The organism is Streptomyces aidingensis, assembly GCF_900112355.1.
Classification (GTDB): Bacteria; Actinomycetota; Actinomycetes; order Streptomycetales; family Streptomycetaceae; genus Streptomyces; species Streptomyces aidingensis.
Genome location: NZ_FOLM01000013.1, coordinates 72088 through 87669, shown reverse-complemented (window position 1 = coordinate 87669; position 15582 = coordinate 72088). Strand labels below are relative to the sequence as shown.

At 72.8% G+C, this 15582-nt stretch carries 15 protein-coding genes, 1 tRNA gene, 1 pseudogene and 1 riboswitch; of the genes and pseudogenes, 9 read left to right on the top strand and 8 right to left on the bottom strand.

Annotated elements, in window-relative coordinates; genetic code table 11:
• Nucleotides 1-2: 2 nt before the first annotated feature.
• Together BM242_RS21560 and BM242_RS21555 are read right to left on the bottom strand one after the other, a co-directional pair.
• A complete protein-coding gene (locus BM242_RS21560; protein WP_139238397.1) occupies nt 3-290 on the bottom strand; it encodes a DUF7848 domain-containing protein in 288 nt (95 codons plus the stop codon).
• Nucleotides 291-298: 8 nt separating this feature from the next.
• A complete protein-coding gene (locus tag BM242_RS21555) occupies nt 299-535 on the bottom strand; it encodes a hypothetical protein (protein ID WP_093840546.1) in 237 nt (78 codons plus the stop codon).
• 703 nt (nt 536-1238) lie between these two features.
• Here BM242_RS21555 and BM242_RS21550 point away from each other — a divergent pair.
• The gene (locus tag BM242_RS21550) at nt 1239-2417 is read left to right on the top strand and encodes a helix-turn-helix domain-containing protein (protein ID WP_093840545.1); all 1179 of its coding nucleotides are present in this window, start codon (nt 1239-1241) and stop codon (nt 2415-2417) included.
• A gap of 277 nt (nt 2418-2694) precedes the next feature.
• On the opposite strand, the pseudogene BM242_RS30490 reads toward BM242_RS21550, so the two are convergent.
• Nucleotides 2695-2829: pseudogene (locus BM242_RS30490) on the bottom strand (antibiotic biosynthesis monooxygenase family protein); the annotation flags it as partial.
• Nucleotides 2830-3059: 230 nt separating this feature from the next.
• Here BM242_RS30490 and BM242_RS30920 point away from each other — a divergent pair.
• The 3 genes from BM242_RS30920 (at nt 3060) to BM242_RS21530 (ending at nt 5537) form a co-directional block, all read left to right on the top strand.
• Nucleotides 3060-4226, top strand: a complete 1167-nt coding sequence (locus tag BM242_RS30920; RefSeq protein ID WP_281254704.1) for a methyltransferase domain-containing protein — start codon at nt 3060-3062, stop codon at nt 4224-4226.
• A gap of 70 nt (nt 4227-4296) precedes the next feature.
• Nucleotides 4297-4427: riboswitch (cobalamin riboswitch) on the top strand.
• A gap of 30 nt (nt 4428-4457) precedes the next feature.
• Nucleotides 4458-4691 carry a CbtB domain-containing protein gene (locus BM242_RS21535; RefSeq protein WP_093840543.1) on the top strand — a complete coding sequence of 78 codons (234 nt, stop codon included), beginning with the start codon at nt 4458-4460 and terminating at the stop codon, nt 4689-4691.
• A gap of 51 nt (nt 4692-4742) precedes the next feature.
• Nucleotides 4743-5537 carry a CbtA family protein gene (locus BM242_RS21530; protein WP_093840542.1) on the top strand — a complete coding sequence of 265 codons (795 nt, stop codon included), beginning with the start codon at nt 4743-4745 and terminating at the stop codon, nt 5535-5537.
• Nucleotides 5538-5618: 81 nt separating this feature from the next.
• Here the strand turns inward: BM242_RS21530 and BM242_RS21525 are convergent, their stop codons facing one another.
• The 3 genes from BM242_RS21525 to BM242_RS21515 all read right to left on the bottom strand — a co-directional run bounded on the left by BM242_RS21525 (nt 5619) and on the right by BM242_RS21515 (nt 7832).
• Nucleotides 5619-6050: an OsmC family protein gene (locus tag BM242_RS21525; protein ID WP_093840541.1), complete on the bottom strand. Its 432-nt coding sequence runs from the start codon at nt 6048-6050 to the stop codon at nt 5619-5621.
• Nucleotides 6051-6197: 147 nt separating this feature from the next.
• Nucleotides 6198-6272: transfer RNA gene (locus tag BM242_RS21520), tRNA-Leu, on the bottom strand.
• Nucleotides 6273-6443: 171 nt separating this feature from the next.
• The gene (locus tag BM242_RS21515; RefSeq protein ID WP_093840540.1) at nt 6444-7832 is read right to left on the bottom strand and encodes a DUF445 domain-containing protein; all 1389 of its coding nucleotides are present in this window, start codon (nt 7830-7832) and stop codon (nt 6444-6446) included.
• A gap of 192 nt (nt 7833-8024) precedes the next feature.
• Here BM242_RS21515 and BM242_RS21510 point away from each other — a divergent pair, with 192 nt between their 5' ends.
• Entirely contained in the window at nt 8025-9380 is a 1356-nt protein-coding gene (locus BM242_RS21510) for a GDSL-type esterase/lipase family protein (RefSeq protein WP_093840539.1), read from the top strand.
• A gap of 173 nt (nt 9381-9553) precedes the next feature.
• Nucleotides 9554-12103 carry a transglycosylase domain-containing protein gene (locus tag BM242_RS21505; RefSeq protein WP_245834371.1) on the top strand — a complete coding sequence of 850 codons (2550 nt, stop codon included), beginning with the start codon at nt 9554-9556 and terminating at the stop codon, nt 12101-12103.
• Between the two features lie 119 nt (nt 12104-12222).
• On the opposite strand, the gene BM242_RS21500 is transcribed toward BM242_RS21505, so the two are convergent.
• Both BM242_RS21500 and BM242_RS21495 read right to left on the bottom strand, forming a co-directional pair.
• Nucleotides 12223-12525, bottom strand: a complete 303-nt coding sequence (locus BM242_RS21500) for a GroES family chaperonin (RefSeq protein ID WP_093840627.1) — start codon at nt 12523-12525, stop codon at nt 12223-12225.
• A gap of 73 nt (nt 12526-12598) precedes the next feature.
• Nucleotides 12599-12961, bottom strand: a complete 363-nt coding sequence (locus BM242_RS21495) for a DUF3618 domain-containing protein (protein ID WP_093840538.1) — start codon at nt 12959-12961, stop codon at nt 12599-12601.
• A gap of 148 nt (nt 12962-13109) precedes the next feature.
• On the opposite strand from BM242_RS21495, the gene bcp reads away from it, so the two are divergent.
• The 3 genes from bcp to BM242_RS21480 all read left to right on the top strand — a co-directional run bounded on the left by bcp (nt 13110) and on the right by BM242_RS21480 (nt 15536).
• Complete coding sequence (gene bcp, locus BM242_RS21490) at nt 13110-13577, top strand: thioredoxin-dependent thiol peroxidase (RefSeq protein WP_093840537.1); 468 nt, start codon at nt 13110-13112, stop codon at nt 13575-13577.
• Nucleotides 13578-13831: 254 nt separating this feature from the next.
• Nucleotides 13832-14638 (top strand): GntR family transcriptional regulator, encoded by an 807-nt coding sequence (locus tag BM242_RS21485; protein WP_093840536.1) that lies wholly within the window; start codon nt 13832-13834, stop codon nt 14636-14638.
• A 118-nt stretch (nt 14639-14756) separates the two neighbouring features.
• Entirely contained in the window at nt 14757-15536 is a 780-nt protein-coding gene (locus BM242_RS21480; RefSeq protein ID WP_093840535.1) for an HAD-IIA family hydrolase, read from the top strand.
• Nucleotides 15537-15582: the final 46 nt, after the last annotated feature.

Genomic DNA, 15582 nt, shown 5'->3' with positions numbered 1-15582 from the left:
CATTACCCCGCCTCATTCCGCGCCCGGTCGTGCCGTTCGTCCATCTCCGCGTCGTAGTACGGGTTGCCCGGCGCCGGTTCCACCACCCACGGCTGAGCCGTGCGCAATGTGAACCGGCGATGCGAGGGATTCAGCCCAGTGTGCTTGATCGCCCACACCTCCACCGACAGCGACTCATCCGACCCCGGCAGCGACACCATCCCGCACTCCAGGCACGCCGCCCTGTACACGATCCGGGGCACATCCGGGGACTCATCCAGAGACAGCGTCCACTCCGCTGTCTTGATCACGGCCCGGCTCACCTCGGCACCCCCCAACGCGAGCGCCGGTTCTCCACCGCAACCCGCACACGCAGCGATTCGCGGGCATCAAGGACCGTGACGCGCTCCCGGTCCGCATCCCACTCACGGCCGCCCGCCAGCGGACGCAACTGCACCCGCCCGCCAACGAAGTCCATCACCTCACCGACCTGATCACGCGCCGTGTCCCGAACCAGTTGCCCCCGCTCCAGTCCCGGGAGTTCTTCGCTGTTCACGCCTGCCGCCTCCCCCACACCCGCGACGCCAGCCGCGCCAGCACCGGCAGGGACTCACGGTCGCTCACCCGATGGCAGCACCGCACGTCCGTCCGCCAATGCCGACCCCGTCCCTTGACCGGCCGCAGCACAACAGCCGTACCCAGCACCTCAACGACCTGTCCGAGCTGCCGCACCCGCCCGTCACGCACCACCGCACCGGGCTTCATCCACACGGGAGGCATCAGCGCCACCCCCGCGCGACCACCAGCACCCGACGCCGGGGCCGCACCAGACCCGGAATCCGGCGCACGTACGGCCGTACCCGAGCCCAGCCCCCACGCTCCGGCCACACACGCGGCAACACCATCGTCGCCGCATCCACCACCGGAACCGCAGCGCCGGGCGGCGGCACCAACTCGCCTCGGTCACAGCTCAGGCGTTCCGGCTGTTCCACCAGGCCGGAACCCGGCCTTACGCTCCTCGGCCCCGACCTCCGGGCGTTACTCTTCATGCGTCAGCGCTCCTTCCAGCGACTGGCCACGCCCCCGGGCCGCTACCACGGCTGCGGGGGTTCTCGTCTGCTTACAGACAGTTAACTGACGGTGCGGCGAGGTGACTTGCACAGAAGTTGCACAATGCGTGAGGTGACAGGCACCGTGCGGCGTGCCTGAAAGGATGAGAGCATGGTGAGCAGAGCCACAGCACCGAGAGAAGCACGCCTATGGAGACGCAACTAACTCCCGGAGCCAACGTCAAGAAGCTGCGCAAGGACCGTGGTCTGTCGCAGCTCCAATTGGCTCGTAAAGCAAATATCTCAGTGTCCCTCCTCAGCAAGATCGAGGTGGGGGATCGTACCCTCACGCCCTCGGCAGCCGCCTCACTCGGACGTGCCATGGGAGTAACCATGGCTGAAGTCCAGGGACGGGCACCGATCGCTCACGACGAGGAAGCAGTAATTGCCGATCTCCGCAAGGCGATTCGTGATTTCGATCTGCCACGAGTGAAGCCGCCAACACTCGGAGAGATTCATGCGGAGCTGGAACGGGTTGATCAGCTCCGCGACACAGCAAAGATCACAAAGCTGATGCCCATGCTTCCACTGCTCCTCAAAAAGGCCACATCTCTGGCCCACGCCGAGAACTCTGAGGAAAGCTGGGCTGCCCTGGCAGACGTGTACGGGTCGGTCTACTGGATGGCCGCACGCCACCGCTGGATGGACCTGGCAGAGTTGGCGGTATCTCGTCAGCGCTGGGCGGCCGGACAGAAGCACAACCCCTTGAGCGAGGCCGTGGCCGCCAGGGACAGGGCAGGTACCTATCTGAACTTCGGGGACTGCGAAGGCGGTCTGATGGTCGTTGAACGTGCCATCAGCAGGGCTGAACGCGCACTGAGCGGCGAAGAACGAGACATCGCCGTCGGGCTGCTCAACCTGCGCGGGATGACTCTCGCAGGCAGACTGCCCGACGACAAGGAGGCCCGACGCGAAGCCAATCGCCACATTCAATCCGCCCGCCATGCCTCACAGCCGTTCACCAACGACTTCAAGGTACACGGGCTGACATTCGGCCCACGCAACACGTTCGTCCACAACTTGGCCACGCTGACAGACCTGGGCCGCCCCAAAAAGGCCCTGGGCCTGACGGATGACCTGGAGACGGCCACCAGCGGCCTGCCGCCACTGCGAATCGCCCACACCTACATCGCGGCAGCAAGAGCCCAGTTGGACGTGGGTGATGTCTCCGCCTCACTCGACAGCCTTTACCGCGCATGGAATACAGCACCTCAGTTGGCACGACTCAACCCCATGTGGCAAGAGGTTCTGCGCGTCATTGACTCCACGCATAAACGGGCGAATCCGCAATTGGCCGTTCTCCGCCAGGCATCCGGTATCGAGGACTGAATTCCACACACATCGTGTGTCGGGGCGGTCGGTCTCCGGGACTTTTAGGCAGCCACCATGGGGGGAGCCTCGAAGACCGGGCGCCCCATCGGGCTACATACCGGGCAGGCCACAAGCCAGCCCGATTCGCGGAGCCAGCGTACGGGCGCCCGATCTCTCCCCCCATGGCAGCTCCCGCCCAAAAGTCCCTCCGACCGCCCGCGTGATCACGCTCCCGGCCGTACCCTCGAACGGGTTTACCCGCGGCTTGACTAGTGGTACATCGGAACACCTGTTGTGGCCGCAGCAGCTCGAACCACTCGAAGCCGTCCGCGCTCTCCACCATCCCGGCCCGGGCCCCGAACCGCTCCTCCAGCACCGCCCGCTGCTCGGCACTGACCGTCAGCACATTGATCTTCACCACACTGGCCACACAACACCCCTGAGACGAAGGAACACCGGCCCGGCCTTCCCGGACCACTGCCGGCAGTCTCCTACACCGGCCGCGTCCGCCGGTCACGGCACCGCCGCGCCCCGGGCAGCCGCCGGCGGAAGTGCGGACGGGCGTTACTGGCTGGTTCGATGGTTATCCGGGTGCGGCATATCCGGCATACGTGGCACGGTGCTCGTAGACCCGAGGGACGACCGGCGGAGGGCGAGGACGTGAAGCAGGGCGCGGAAACCGAGCGGCGCACCAGCACACCGGCGGGCGCCGCGGCGGAGATCGAGCGGACGGCCGAGCGGCTGCGCAAGGAACTGGCCGCCGCCCTGGAGGACGCCGGCGACCTGCCCGATCCCGCCTGGCGCGCCGCCTTCCGCGCCGTTCCCCGCCACCTCTTCGTGCCGTACTACTACGACCCCTCCGGTCTGAAGATCTCCCGCGAACAGCGGCCCGGACTCTGGCTGCGCGGCGTGCACTCGGACAACGCCCTGGTCACCCGCAGATTCGGCGGCGAACCCACCTCCTCCAGCTCACAGCCCTCGCTGATGGCCGAGATGCTGCACCAACTGGAGACCGCCGACGGACAACGGGTGCTGGAGATCGGCACCGGCACCGGCTACAACGCCGCTCTGCTCGCCCACCGGCTCGGCGACACCAACGTCACCAGCATCGACATCACCCCCGAACTCACCGCCGCCGCCCGCGCCCATCTCGCCGAGGCCGGCTACCACCCCACCGTGATCACCGGCGACGGCGCCCTCGGCTGGCCGGAGAAGGCCCCCTACCACCGGATCATCGCCACCTGCCGGGTGGACACCGTCCCCCTGCCCTGGCTGCGGCAGCTCACCAGGGACGGTCTGATGGTGGCCCCGCTCGGCAACGCCGTGGCCCGGCTGCGGCGCACCGGGGCGGACGAGGCGGAGGGCCGGTTCCTGGCCGGCGCCTGGTTCATGCCGCTGCGGGCCACGGCCTCGGCCACCGCCGTCGGACGCCCCCCGGTCACCGCCCCGCCCGCCGAACCCGGACCGGCCGACGCCCGCCGAACCGCGCTGGGCGCCGCCGCCGTGGACGACGACGACTTCCGCTTTCTGCTGAGCCTGGTCGAACCCGACCTCGACTGGCGGCGCGATCCCGACCCCGAGGGGGACTCCCCCACCCTCGTCTGCCTGCGCGCCGCGGACGGCTCCATCGCGCGCCTGCACCGCGCCGGACGGGTGGAGGAGGCGGGTCCGCGCCGGCTGTGGGCCCGGCTGGAGGAGCTGCACGACGTCTGGACGGCGGCCGGGCGCCCCGGGCCACGGCGCTTCGGCATCACCGTGGACGGCCCGTACCAGACCCTGTGGACCGACTCCCCGGACGGCCCGTCCTGGCTCCTGCCGCACCGCTGAAACACCGGCCCCGGGTGTGACGGCCCACGTTGACGGGGCGCGAGCGGCCTGCCACCCTCATGAGGCCATATGTTCATACCGAGGCGACGGTCCCTCAGGAACCCGGTGCGAAGCCGGGGCGGTCCCGCCACTGTGACCGGACGTGCCTGCCGTGCCAGCCCGTCCGGAAGCCAGGAACTGACCCGTCGCTCTCCGATCCATGGGGCGTGGAAACCCCAGGAGGAGGTAGGGATGTCCGAGCACACCCTTGACCCGGCCGCCGCCGCTCCGGCAGCCGTCCCCGCGGACGCGTCGTCCGTCCGCTCCGCCCGGGACTGGACCATCGCGGCCGTCGCCGCCGTGATCGCCCTGCTCGCGCTCTGGGCGGTCTTCTTCGACAACGGCCAGGCCATCGCCGCCACCGGCGACTATCTGCACGAGTTCTCCCACGACGGCCGTCATCTGTTCGGCGCTCCCTGCCACTGAGGCACGGCGGGACACGGCCGGACACGGCAGTTCACGGGAGGACAACCGCACATGACGACGTCAGCACCTTCCCCGGTGCTGCCCCTGCTCGCCCGCGGCCTGGCCGCGGGCGGGTCGGCGGGGCTGCTCTCCGGGCTTTTCGCACTGCTGGTGGCCGGGCCGCTGATGGACCGCGCCATCGCTCTGGAGGAGGAACGCGAACACACCGGCCAGGCCCTGGCGCTCGCCGCCTCGCTGGCGCACGGCGAGACCGAGGTCTTCAGCCGGGGCACGCAGCACTTCGGACTGGTCGTCACCGCCGTGGTGACCGGCCTGGCCCTCGGGGTCTTCTTCGGCATCGCCTACGCCCTGCTGCACCGGCGCACCGCGCTCAGCGGCGGCGACCACTGGATGCGCGCGCTCACCCTGGCGGGCGCGGGTTTCCTGGCGCTGTCCCTGCTTCCCGGCCTGCGCTATCCGGCGAGCCCGCCGGGGGTCGGGGACTCCGGGACCGTCGGTGACCGGCAGCTCCTCTGGCTCACCGCCATGTTCCTGGGGGCGGCGGGCACGGCCGCCGCCTGGCGGCTGCACCGCACCCTGGCCGCGGCCGGCCGGCCGGCGCCGGTCCGCCACTCCGCGGTGGCGCTCGTCCTGCTGGCCACCCTCACCGTGCTGTTCCTGCTGCCGCCCAACCCGGACCCGGTGCGGGTGCCGGCCGAACTGCTCTGGGACTTCCGGCTGCTGTCGCTGGCCGGGCACGCGGTGCTGTGGGCGGCGCTCGGCGCGGTGTTCGGCTGGCTGGGACTGCGCTACGACCCGGCGGCCGGCCGCGGCACGTTTGCGGCTGCCGCCCGGCCGGCCGGCTGAGCACGGGCCGGGACGGGCACGGGCCGGGACGGATCACCGTCCCGGCCCGGCCGGTTCCCGGGCGACGCCGGGCGGGTGCGCTCAGCTCAGCAGCTCGGCACTCTCCAGGCTGATCGGCACCGCCTTGAGCGCCTTGCTCACCGGGCAGTTCTCCTTGGCCGTCTCGGCCGCGGCCCGGAAGTCCTCCTCGGAGATCCCCGGGATACGGGCCCGCACCTTCAGCACGATGCCGGTGATCCCCTCACCGGGCTGGAAGGTCACGGCCGCCTGGACCTCGACCGTCTCCGGCGGGGTCCCGGCCTTGGCCAGTCCCGCCGAGAAGGCCATGGAGTAGCAGGAGGAGTGGGCGGCTGCGATCAGTTCTTCGGGGCTGGTCCGGCCGTTCGGCTCCTCGGCCCGGGAAGGCCAGGTGACGTCATAGCTGCCGAGCCCCGACGACTCCAGCTCGACCTTGCCGGCGCCGCCGATCAGCGGGCCGTTCCAGTTGGTAGTCGCGGTGCGCGTGGTTGCCATCGCTCAGTTCCTCCACAGGGAGAGGGAAGTTACAGCCGACACCCCCACGCTATCCCGCCCGCTCCGCCCGCCACGCCAGCCCCGCCCACCGGATGCCGAACGGCCCCGGAACCGGTGGTTCCGGGGCCTGTTGACCGGCTCGACGGGTGCGCCTGGCGGGACTCGAACCCGCGACACGCCGATCCTAAGTCGGCGGCCTCTGGCCAGCTGGGCTACAGGCGCGCAGGGATCCAGACTATCGTGCCGGTCCGGCGGCCCGGCCCTGCGGCCCCGCCCGGCCCCGGCACCAGGCGTCCATGACCGGGTGGCAGTTGGGCCTCCGGACGCGCCGGGCCGCCCCGTGCCGGTGCCCGCCCCCGGCGCACGCCTCCGCGGCCTGACGGCACCGGCCGGCTAGCCGCCGAGGGTGTGGGTGAAGGTGTGGATGAGGAGACCGGCCAGGGCGCCGATGATGGTGCCGTTGAGGCGGATGAACTGGAGATCGCGCCCGATGTGCAGTTCGATCTTGCGGGAGGTGTGCCGGGCGTCCCAGGCGGCGACGGTGTCGGTGATCAGCCGGGTGATCTCGCGGCGGTAGCCGCTCACCACATGGACCACGGCGTCCGCCACCCAGCCGTCGAGCTTGGCGCGCAGCCGGTCGTCCTCGGCCAGTTTCCGGCCCAGGGAGAGCACCGAGGCGCGGGCGCGCAGCCGCAGCGCGCTCTGCTCGTCCTCGGCGGCGGTGAGCAGCATGGCCCGCACCGACGACCAGGCGGAGGTGATGATGTCCTGGATCTCCGGCCGGTGCAGGAACTCGGTCTTGAGGCGTTCCACCCGCTCCTGGGTCTCCGGGTCGCCGCGGAGCTGTTCCGCGAGGTCGCCGAGGAAACGGTCCAGGGCGCCGCGCGCCGGGTGGTCCGGCTGGTCGCGCATCTCGGCGGCGAAGCGCAGCAGTTCCCGGTAGACGCGCTCGCCGATGCGGCGGTCCACAAAGCGCGGGGTCCAGCCCGGGGCGCCGGTCTCGACGGCCTCCATCACGGTTTCCCGGTGACTGGTCAGCCAGCGGTGGGCCTTGGCGCAGAACAGGTCCACGGCGCGGTGGTGGCCGCCGTCGGCCACCGTGCGGGCCAGCACATCGCCGAGGCGGGGGGCGATCCGCGCGGCCTCGGCCCGGCGGGTGATGGCCTCGCCCACCACGGCCTGCACATCGTTGTCGCGCAGCACGGCGAGGCCGCCGCGCAGTGCGGAGGCGAGTTCGCCGGTGACCCGGTCGGCGTTCTCGGGGCGGCCGAGCCAGTCGCCGAGCCGGCGGCCGAGGGCGATGGAGCGGAGCCGTTCCCGGATCACCTCTTCGGAGAGGAAGTTCTCGCCGACGAAGTCGCCGAGCGACTGGCCGAGCTGGTCCTTCTTGGTGGGGATGATCGCGGTGTGCGGGATGCGCAGGCCGAGCGGGTGGCGGAAGAGGGCGGTGACGGCGAACCAGTCGGCGAGCGCACCCACCATGCCGGCCTCGGCCGCGGCGGCCACATAGCCGGCCCAGGCTCCGGCGCCGGCGCGCTCCGCCCAGGTGGCAAGGACATAGACCACCGCGACGAACAGCAGCAGCCCGGTGGCGAGGGATTTCATCCGGCGCAGGGCACGCTGCTTGGCCCGGTCGCTCTCGGTGAAGGAGTCGGTGAGGCGGCCCCGCCGTGGCGCGCCGCCGCCGCTCCCGGCGCCGCCGGCGGCGCCGGCGGTGGCGGCCGTGGCCGGCGGGAGCGCGGCGCGGTCGCCGGTTCCCGGCGGTGTGGTGGTCTGCTTCATCCGTGTCACCTGTTCGGTCTACCCCCGGCCGGGGCGCTCCCCGCCGGCTGTCTGCCCGTGTCTGCCCCGGGTGTGTTCCCTGACTGCATTGTGCGGGGTCGGGCGGTGCGGGCGGGGGACGCGGCCGGATGCGACCATGAGGGGGACCACCGTCCGGCCCGGCCGGGCCGGGCCGAGGGGGAGGCCGGTGCGATGGGACGACGCCACGGCGGCATGCTCGCCGCGCTGGTGGCCATGGTGCTGCTGGGCGTGGCGGGCGGCGGTGTGCTGACTGCCCGGGGCGGGGGGACGGCCTCCGCCCCGCCGCTGACCTGGCCGGTGGGCCCGGCGCCGGAGGCGGTGCCGGCCGCGGAGGGGCCCTGGGTGGCGTCCTGGTCGGCGGCGGTGACGCCGCCGCTGGGCGAGGGGGACCTGGAGCTGCTGCTGGAGAACCACTCGGTGCGCAATGTGGTGTTCGCCTCGGTGGGCGGCGACGCGGTGCGGGTGGAGCTGTCGAACCGTCATGGCGAGGGTCCGCTGCTGCTCTCCCGTGCCACGGTGGCGCTGGCCGAGGACGGCGGGCCGGCCGCGCTGCCCGGCACCATGCGCGAGCTGTCCTTCCGGGGCGCCTCGCCGGTCCGGGTGCCGGCCGGCCGGGAGGTGTGGAGCGATCCGGTGGAGCTGGAGGTGCCGGACGGCGCGGGGCTGCTGGTCACCTTCCATCTCTCGGGGGTGCCGCGGACCGGCACCTATCACCGGTGGGCCATGCAGACGGGTTTTGTGGCGCCGGGGGACCATGCGGCGGAGGAGTCCGGGGCGGCCTTCCTGCCCGCGGGCGTCGGCGGGGACGGGGACGGCCGGCGGACGACCGACAGCTGGTGGTTCCTCAGCGGGATGCAGGTGCGCGACGAGACGGCGGGCGGGGCGGTGGTGGTGCTCGGCGACTCCCTCACCGACGGGGTCACCTCCACCCCGGGCGCCAACCGGCGCTGGACGGACCGGCTGGCCGGGCGGCTGCGCGCGGAGCCGGGCGCGCCGCGCCTGAGCGTGCTCAATGCCGCGCTGAGCGGCAATCGGCTGCTTCGGGACGCCTCGCCGGCCCGGCCGTTCGAGGGCGACCGGGGCCTGGACCGGCTGGCGGCGGATGTGCCGGAGGCGGCCGGGGCGGGCACCCTGATCGTCCAGCTCGGCATCAACGACATCCGGCGCGACCCCGGCGGGGGCGATGCCGGGGAGCTGGTGGCGGGGCTGCGCGAGCTGGCCGGCCGGGCGCGGGCGGCCGGGCTGGCGGTGGTGGGTGCCACGCTCGCGCCGTGCGGGGGTTCGCGTCTGTGGACGGTGCGGCACGAGGAGGTGCGGCAGCGGGTGAACGCCGGGATCCGGGCGGGCGGGGTGTTCGACGCGGTGCTGGACCTGGACCGGGCGCTGCGCGATCCGCGGCGGCCGGACCGGCTGCTCCCGGCCTTCGACTCGGGCGATCATCTGCATCCCAACGACGCGGGCTATGCGGCCATGGCGGCGGCGCTGGATCTGTCCGTGCTGGGCGAGGGCGCGGCGCGTCCGCTGTAGCGCCGTCGGAGGACGGCCGGGGTCCATGGCGGGGCTCGTGGTCCCCCGTCCGGGCGTGGCTGCCCTGACGGTGACGGGGAGTGCTGACACACTGACCGGAAGATGGTGTTGTATTCCCTTTTGCCGGTCCACTGGGCCGCGCGGGTGGCCACGGACGAGGAGTCCGGACTCGGATGAACGACAACCACGAGAGCCCTCACGACCCGGACCGCCACGGCGACGGCGAGGACGACGGCGACGGCCGGCGCGGCGCGGACCGCCACGACGGCGCGCCGGACCCTCCGGATGTCCCGGACGCTCCGGAGGTTCCGGACGGCCGGGAGATGCCGGGCGCCGATGTCCCCGGCCCCGCGCGCGGGCGCCGTTCCTCCGCCTTCCGCGCCCGGGTCCGCCGCCGCCTGCGGCTGCTGCGGGCCCGGGCGCGGGCCCGGGCGCGCCGGCGGCGGCGCACCGGCTGGCGACGCCTCGTCCCCACCTGGCGGATGGTGCTCGGCGGCGCGCTGCTGTCCGTCGCCCTGGCGTGCGGCGCGTTCGCCGCCGGCTATCTGCTGGTGGACATCCCCGAGCCGAAGTCCGTGGCCGCGGCCGAGGCCAACACCTTTCTCTATTCCGACGGCTCGCTGCTGGCCCGCGTCGGCGAGGTGAACCGGGAGAGCATTCCGCTGGAGCGGGTGCCGGTGCCGGTGCGGCAGGCCGTGCTGGCCGCCGAGGACCGCGATTTCTACTCCACCCCGGCCGTCGATCCCAAGGCGATGATCCGCGCGGGCTGGAACATGCTGCGCGGGGGCGCCCCGCAGTCCGGCTCCACCATCACCCAGCAGTACGTCAAGAACTACTACCTGGACCAGAGCCGTACCGTCGACCGCAAGGTCCGGGAGTTCTTCATCGCGCTGAAGCTGGGCCACAAGGTGAGCAAGGACGACATCCTGGAGGGCTATCTCAACACCAGCTACTTCGGGCGGGGCGCCTACGGCATCCAGGCCGCGGCCCGCGCCTACTACGACAAGGACGCCGACCGGCTGACCACCGCCGAGGGCGCCTATCTGGCCGCCCTGCTCAACGCGCCCAGCGCCTACGACGTGCACGCCCACCCCGAGCACCGGACCCAGGCGCTGGCCCGCTGGAACTACGTGCTGGACGGCATGGTCGCCTCCGACTGGCTGAGCGAGGAGGAGCGCCGCGGCATGGCCTTCCCGGAGCCGCGCACCCCGGGCGCCTCCGGCCCGGAGGCGGACACCAGTACCGGGCTCGGCGGCCAGCGCGGCTATCTGGTGGAGACCGTGACGGAGCATCTCACCGACGCCGGCCTGGTGGACGCGGACCGGCTGGAGGCCGGCGGCCTGCGCATCACCACCACCTTCGACCGCAATGCCCAGCAGGCCCTGACCGAGGCCGTGGAGAGCGAGCTGGCCGCCCGGCTCAGCGCCGACCGGGAGCAGGACGCGGCGGTGCGGGCGGGCGCCGCGTCCGTGGAGACGGCCACCGGAAAGGTGCTGGCGCTGTACGGCGGCACCGACTTCACCGAACAGTTCGTCAACAACGCCACCCGCCGTGACTACCAGGCCGCCTCCACCTTCAAGCCGTTCGTCTACGCCGCCGCCCTGGAGCACGCCTCCACCGACCGGTCCGGCGAGCCGATCGGGCCGCGCTCGGAGTACGACGGCACCAGCGGCCGGGAGGTCCTCGCCCGGGACGGGCGGGGCACCGGGTGGGCGCCGGAGAACGCGGAGGGCGCCCAGTACGGCACGATGACCGTGGAGGGCGCCATGAACCAGTCGGTGAACGCGGTCTTCGCCCAGCTGGGCCAGGACGTGGGCCCGGACCGGGTGCGGGATGTGGTGGTCCGGCTGGGCATCCCGGAGGACACCCCCGGGCTGGAGGAGGCGCAGGGCAGCATTGCGCTGGGCACGGTCACCCCGAGCGCCCTGGACCTGGCGCACGCCTATGCCACGCTGGCCGCGCACGGCCTGCGGCACCCGCTGACCCTGGTCACCTCGGTCACCTCCACCGGCAGCGGCGAGGAGAAGTTCCCGCTGCCGCCGCGCCGGGCGGAGCGGGCGATCGGCCGGGCCGCCGCGGACGGCACCACCGCGCTGCTCCAGCGGGTGGTGCGGCACGGCACCGGAATGGCGGCCCAGGCGGCCAACCGGCCGGCGGCCGGGAAGACCGGCACCGCCGAGCACGACCGGGCGGCCTGGTTCGCCGGCTATACCCCGGAGCTGGCCACCGTGGTCATGCTGCTCGGGCAGGACCCGGCGACCGGGGCCCAGATGTCGCTGTACGGGGCGCTGGGCTCGGACCGGGTCTACGGCGGGGACGTACCGGCCCGGATCTGGGCGCGCTACACCGCCTCGGCACTGGCGGACCGGCCGGTGCGGGACTTCGACCTGGACCGCACCCATGAGCCGGGCGCGGATCTGCCCGACGACTACGGCACGGAGCTGGAGACCCCGCCGGAGCCGCCCGGACCGGCGGACCCCACCGGGCCGGCCGAGCCCGCGGAAACGGCCGGGACGGCCGGGCCCGTCGAGCCCGTCGAGCCTGCGGGTCCCGGGGACACGGAAGGCCCGGGAGCGGGAGCGGAGGAGCCGGGGCCGGGTGTGGAGGGGGCGCCGGAGGGCATGACCGGGGCGCCGGCTCCGGGCGGCATGGACGGCGCGGGGGCGCCGCCGCCCCTGGTCCTGCCGCCCGTCCCGTTCCCCGCTCCGCAGCTCCCGTTCTGACCGCCCGTTGCGGCGGTCCGTTGCGGGCAGTGCGTCGCACGGTGCCGGCCGCATGCCGCAGCAGCCGGCCGGGATACCGCTGGATTTGGCTGGAGACGGCTGGAGACGGCTGGAGATGGCTAAAGATAGAGGCCGGTGGCGTCGTCCGCGCCCTCCAGGCGCTCGGAGGCGACGGCGTGCAGGTCACGCTCCCGCATCAGCACATAGGCGACGCCCCGCACCTCCACCTCGGCCCGGTCCTCCGGGTCGTACAGCACCCGGTCCCCCGGCTCGACGGTGCGCACGCTCTGCCCGACGGCCACCACCTCCGCCCAGTCCAGGCGGCGGCCGACGGCGGCGGTGGCGGGGATGACAATGCCGCCCGAGGAGCGGCGCTCGCCCTGCGAGGTGTCGGTCCGGACCAGCACCCGGTCGTGCAGCATCCGGATCGGCAGCTTGTCGTGGGTCGGTTGGGTGCTCACGTGAAGACCGTATCTCAGTACCGGCGCCCGGCGGCTACCGGCGACGCCGTCTGCTGCCGACGACCAGCAGCCCGACCGCCGCCACCACCAGGACCGCCGCCGGGACCAGCCGGTCCAGCCGCGGGGCGCCGTCGTCGCGGACCAGCTGCGTCCGCATTCCGCTCACCGTACGGCCGGCCGCCACATACGCCTTGCCCGCCGTCCGGTCCATCGCGGAGGCCACCCGGCTGCGGGCCTCCCGCGCCACGATGCCGGGCTGCACACGCACGGAGATCTCCTCCAGCGTGTCCCTCAGCTCCGCGCGCCGGCGCCTGATGCTCTCCTGGATCTCGGCCCGCGAGGGACCCTTGTTCCGTCCCCTGGCCTTGCCGCCGCCTGCCGGGCTGGCTTCCGACACGGTGCGCCTCCGTGATCGCGTCGTCGAACTCTGATGGCCAATCTTGTCAGCTCGCACCTCCGGGGCGCGCGCCGATCCCCCGATTAGGCTGGAGCGGCACCGGCCGGACCAGGCCCGGCCCCCGCACCGACCCTCCCGAGGAGCAACGATGAGCGAGCGCCTGCAGCCGGGCGAGCCCGCCCCCGCCTTCACCCTGCCGGACGCCGACGGCAATCCGGTGTCGCTGGCCGACTACGCGGGCCGCAAGGTCATCGTCTACTTCTACCCGGCGGCCATGACGCCGGGCTGCACCAAGCAGGCGTGTGACTTCACCGACAGTCTGGACCTGCTCTCGGCGGCCGGCTACGACGTGGTCGGTGTCTCCCCGGACGCGCCGGCCAAGCTGGCGAAGTTCCGCTCCAAGGAGAATCTGAAGGTCACCCTGGTGGGCGATCCGGAGAAGCGGGTGCTCCAGGAGTACGGCGCGTTCGGCGAGAAGACCATGTACGGCCGCAAGATCACCGGGGTGATCCGCTCCACGGTGATCGTGGACGAGCAGGGCAGGGTCGAGCGGGCGCTGTACAACGTGCGGGCCACCGGCCATGTGGCCAAGCTCATCAAGGACCTGGGGATCTGACGCGGGCGGCCGGCCGGCCGCACCACAGGCCGGCACCTCCGTGCGCCGTCGCGCCCCCGGGGCGCGGAACCGCCGGGCCCCGGGGGCGCGTCCGAGCAGACCGGAGCGGGGATGTCCGGCGCGCCCCGGAAAGAGGCGCGCAAGCGGTATATGACGGGTATCTGACGCTTCGCAATCGGACGCCCGCCGCACCTGATGATCTGATAGACAGTCAGGTCAGGGTCAGGGTTCCGCGATGCGAGAGGAATGCCGGGGTGTGGAGCGGAGGAATCCCGCAGGACGGCAACGCGCCCGTCCGCGCCGGGGTCCCGGAACACGGGCGGGTGCCGAAGTACTACGCGGTCAAGATCCGCCTGGACGAACTGCTGGCCGAACTGGGCGAGGGCGAACCGCTGCCCGCCGAGCGGGAGCTGGCCGAGCGGTTCGGGGCGGCCCGGGAGACCGTGCGCCAGGCGCTGCGCGAGCTGCTGCTGGAGGGCCGGCTGCGCCGCCGCGGCCGGGGCACGGTGGTCGCCGGGCCCAAGCTGGTGCATCCGCTCTCGCTGGTCAGCTACACCGAGGGGGTACGGCGCCAGGGGCTGCGGCCCGGCCGCCGGCTGATCGGTCTGGAGCGCTATCCGTGCCCGCCGAGGCTGGCCGCCGAGATAGGCGTGGCCCGGGGCGACGCGGTATGGCATCTGGAGCGGGTGCTGCTGGCGGACGACGAGCGGGTGGGGCTGGAGTCGACCTATCTCGCGGTGGCCCGGGCCCCGCGGCTGGACCGGGAGTTCGACCCGGACTCCTCCTTCTACACCTATCTGCGGCACAAGCTGGGCATCGTCCTCGGCGACACGGACGAGCGGCTGGAAACGGTGCTGGCCACACCGCGCGAGGCGCTGCTGATCGGCACCCCGCCCGCGCTGCCGATGCTGCTGATCCACCGGGCCTCCCGGGACGGCGCCGGCCGCCCGCTGGAGCGGGTGCGCTCGCTCTACCGGGGCGACCGGTTCAGCTTCACCACCCGGATGACGGGCGACGGCCGCCGGGGGGCCGGCGCGGCCCGGGGGCCCTCGGCCGGGTGAAGGGCGGCGCCCCTGTCATACGCTGGGATCATCGGTGCGGCACGGCGGGGTGCCTCACCGGTGGTCCCGACCCCGTACCCGCGTAAGGCGCGTACCCGCACGGCAGGAGTCCGCAGCAGTGGCAGAGCGCAGGCCGATCGAATCCTGGCTGACCGACATGGACGGCGTCCTCATCCACGAGGGGGTGCCGATTCCCGGGGCGGACCGGTTCCTCAAACGGCTCAAGGAGTCCGGCAGGCCGTTCCTGGTGCTGACCAACAACTCCATGTACACCCCGCGGGATCTGCATGCCCGGCTGAGCCGGATGGGACTGGAGGTGCCGGTGGAGAACATCTGGACCTCCGCCCTGGCCACCGCGCAGTTCCTGGGCGACCAGCGGCCCGGCGGCACCGCCTATGTGATCGGCGAGGCCGGGCTGACCACCGCGCTGCACGACATCGGCTATGTGCTCACCGACACCGCGCCGGACTATGTGGTGCTGGGCGAGACCCGCACCTACAGCTTCGAGGCGCTGACCAAGGCGATCCGGCTGATCAACAACGGGGCGCGGTTCATCGCCACCAACCCGGACGAGACCGGGCCGTCCACCGAGGGCGCGCTGCCGGCGACGGGCTCGGTGGCGGCGCTGATCACCAAGGCCACCGGGCAGGCGCCGTACTTCGTCGGCAAGCCCAATCCGCTGATGATGCGGGCCGGGCTGAACGCCATCGGGGCGCACTCCGAGTCCAGCGCCATGATCGGGGACCGGATGGACACCGACATCCTGGCCGGGCTGGAGGCGGGCATGGAGACCTTCCTGGTGCTCACCGGGCTGACCCGGCCGGACGATGTGGACCGGCACCCGTTTGTGCCGTCCAATGTGGTGGACTCGATCGCCGATCTGGTCGACCGGGTCTGAGGCCGGGGGCGCCCGGGCCCGGGGCGCCGGGGCGCGGCTGCTGCTC

Coding starts and splice junctions, on each gene's coding strand:
- BM242_RS21535 (WP_093840543.1), top strand. CDS start 4,458: ATGTCCGAGCACACCCTTGACCCGGCCGCCGCCGCTCCGGCAGCCGTC.
- bcp (WP_093840537.1), top strand. CDS start 13,110: ATGAGCGAGCGCCTGCAGCCGGGCGAGCCCGCCCCCGCCTTCACCCTG.
- BM242_RS21550 (WP_093840545.1), top strand. CDS start 1,239: ATGGAGACGCAACTAACTCCCGGAGCCAACGTCAAGAAGCTGCGCAAG.
- BM242_RS21510 (WP_093840539.1), top strand. CDS start 8,025: ATGGGACGACGCCACGGCGGCATGCTCGCCGCGCTGGTGGCCATGGTG.
- BM242_RS21505 (WP_245834371.1), top strand. CDS start 9,554: ATGAACGACAACCACGAGAGCCCTCACGACCCGGACCGCCACGGCGAC.
- BM242_RS21515 (WP_093840540.1), bottom strand. CDS start 7,832: ATGAAGCAGACCACCACACCGCCGGGAACCGGCGACCGCGCCGCGCTC.
- BM242_RS21525 (WP_093840541.1), bottom strand. CDS start 6,050: ATGGCAACCACGCGCACCGCGACTACCAACTGGAACGGCCCGCTGATC.
- BM242_RS21530 (WP_093840542.1), top strand. CDS start 4,743: ATGACGACGTCAGCACCTTCCCCGGTGCTGCCCCTGCTCGCCCGCGGC.
- BM242_RS21500 (WP_093840627.1), bottom strand. CDS start 12,525: ATGCTGCACGACCGGGTGCTGGTCCGGACCGACACCTCGCAGGGCGAG.